Source organism: Methylocystis sp. (assembly GCF_051061225.1).
Classification (GTDB): domain Bacteria; phylum Pseudomonadota; class Alphaproteobacteria; order Rhizobiales; family Beijerinckiaceae; genus Methylocystis.
Genome location: NZ_JBPFEB010000065.1, coordinates 1 through 2,334 on the forward strand (window position 1 = coordinate 1; position 2,334 = coordinate 2,334).

A 2,334-nucleotide genomic window follows, 5' to 3' on the forward strand; every position below is an offset into this window, starting at 1 on the left:
GATCAAGGCGAATGTCCCATTCTCCTTTGTCGTCGCCGACACGGTCTACGGCGTCGGCGATATCGAAATGGCGCTGCGACGCGCAGGCAAAGGCTATGTGCTCGGCGTGAAATCCAACGAGCCTTTCCATTCCTGGGGCAAAGCAAAGTTCATTTCGGGCACAGCCAAAGAAATCGCGGAGGGCTTGGCGGCCTCCGCTTGGCGCGGGCTCTCGGCGGGCGCGGGGGCGAAGGGCGAGCGCCTGCACGACTGGGCCTATCTCGAACTCGCTGATCTTGATGCGGGTGATTACAGCGATGCGCTTCCGGGCGGTTCCTGGACGCTCGGACTTCTGATCCGCCGCAAAATCGCCGATGGCGATCTTGCCTTTTTTACGACGTGGGCGCCGAGTGGGACCTCGATCGAAACGCTGGCGAAAATCGAAGGGCGTCGTTGGGCGATCGAGGATAGTTTCGAAACGGCCAAGAACGAACTCGGATTCGATCACAACGAAACACGCTCTTGGCATGGATGGCGGCGTCATGTTTCGCTCGTCATGCTGGCCTTTGCCATGATGGCTGCGATCCGAGTTCACGCCAACATCGTTACGCCGCCCCCAAAAACAATGCGCATGAGCCGCGCTCCATTCGCCTTCGAAGATTCACTGATTCATTGGTCGATGCAGGAAATCCGCCGCCTCGCGACACGCTTGGCGAGAAAACGCATCCGGCCCGAGTTTGTTATTGCTTGGTCGCTTTGGAGGCGAGCGCACCAAGCCCAAGCAAAGCGCTCCCACACTAAAATGCAACTGTAATGCTTCTGTAATGGGCCGTGTTTCGTCAAGCCCTCTGAATGACTTCTCGCCGCCAGGATCATGCTTCTGTCCGTGGTCAGCACTTATGGCCGCCACACCATGCCGTCAGATCCAAAGCTGGTAGATAAATCTAGGACGCGTGATTTGCCATAGCATTCACAGCACTACTCACGACCTTACCAAGCCTTCGTCCCGGCGACGGGACCTCAGAAGAAGGGGTCGTCTTTGACCCGTTCAAAACTGTGACTAACTCCTAAGCGGCCGCAACAGCATTGGTCCAACGGAAGTCGGTTTTATCCACCCACATGCGGTGAAGTACAACTCCCAGCTTACGCGCCAGAGCAACTTTAGCACGCTTCATACCGCGCCGTTGCGCGACGCCGAGCGCCCAGCGTTTCAAACTCGAAAAGCGGGTCGCACGTGTCAGCATGATATGGGCGGCTTCGAAGAGCGCAGTCCGCACCATACTGTCGCCGACCTTGCTGACGCCGCCATCCCGGTCGGTTTCGCCCGACTGGTATTTTTTTGGAGTCAATCCGAAATAGGCGCCCGTGGCTGCCGACTTGCCAAACCGCGACGGATCGTCCACTGCCGAGCGATAGGTCAGCGCGACCAGGGCCCCGACGCCCGGTGTGGTCATCAGTCTCCGGCAAACCATGTCGGCACGCGCGATCTTGAGCATCTCGCGATGGAGCCGGGTGAACTCGTTCCACAACGCCATCCGTGCGGCCAGCATCGCCCCAATGACCGTCTCCAAGATGGAGTGTCCGGCCGTCAGTTCGCGAATACGCGCTTCAAACCGTCCCCGGCTAACTTCGCCGACCTTCAAGCCATAACCGCGGAGAATCCCCCGGATGCTGAGCTCGACATCGAGCAACTTGCCTTGCAAAAGCTTGCGCCCAACCAGGAGGGCGCGGGTATCCTTGCAAGGGGCCGACTTTGCGTGGACCGGGCGATACCATCCCATGCGCAGCAGCTGCGCGATCCCCCGCGCAACTTTCCGGTCAGTCTTTACCGTCATGGCGGACAGCGCCGCTTTCACGTGCCGCGTCTCCAGCAAAACCACCTCGCGCCCGGCGGCCATAAGGCCGGCATGCAGCCATTGCGATAAAGGCCCTGCCTCAAGTCCAATGCGACCGACGGGTAATCCCAACTCGTCGAAATACCGAACAAGAGTCTCCGGTTCACTGGCGACCTTGACCTCGCGGATGACCTTGCCAGCCGAGTCCACGACGCACACGCTGCTCTCTTTCAAAGACACATCGATTCCGGCATAATATTCCATGGCTGTCCCTCGCTGATGATTGGAGCCGATAGCTCGGACTCCACTTGAAACACCATCATTCTGAGGGACAGCCACCCACTCTGGCTATTCTCGCGATGCCCGGCCCATTACGGCATCTAGAGGGTGTTATGCACCTTGGAGCATGAATTCTGCGGCGCGCTTGAGCATGAGACATGCGAAGGCGACGACGTGGAGGCCTGCGAGGGTCTGAGCATAGCGCTCGTAATCTTTGACGAGCCGCCTGCATCGTGTCGCC

At 59.0% G+C, this 2,334-nt stretch carries 1 protein-coding gene and 2 pseudogenes; 1 reads left to right on the forward strand and 2 read right to left on the reverse strand.

Going from position 1 to position 2,334, the window contains the following annotated elements:
- A pseudogene (locus ACR652_RS11785) lies at nt 1–613 on the forward strand (IS701 family transposase); the annotation flags it as partial.
- 433 nt (nt 614–1,046) lie between these two features.
- Here ACR652_RS11785 and ACR652_RS11790 read toward each other — a convergent pair.
- Both ACR652_RS11790 and ACR652_RS11795 read right to left on the reverse strand, forming a co-directional pair.
- Entirely contained in the window at nt 1,047–2,078 is a 1,032-nt protein-coding gene (locus ACR652_RS11790; protein ID WP_434506682.1) for an IS110 family transposase, read from the reverse strand.
- A 126-nt stretch (nt 2,079–2,204) separates the two neighbouring features.
- Nucleotides 2,205–2,334 (reverse strand): annotated as a pseudogene (locus tag ACR652_RS11795) (IS5/IS1182 family transposase); the annotation flags it as partial.

Coding starts and splice junctions, on each gene's coding strand:
- ACR652_RS11790 (WP_434506682.1), bottom strand. CDS start 2,078: ATGGAATATTATGCCGGAATCGATGTGTCTTTGAAAGAGAGCAGCGTG.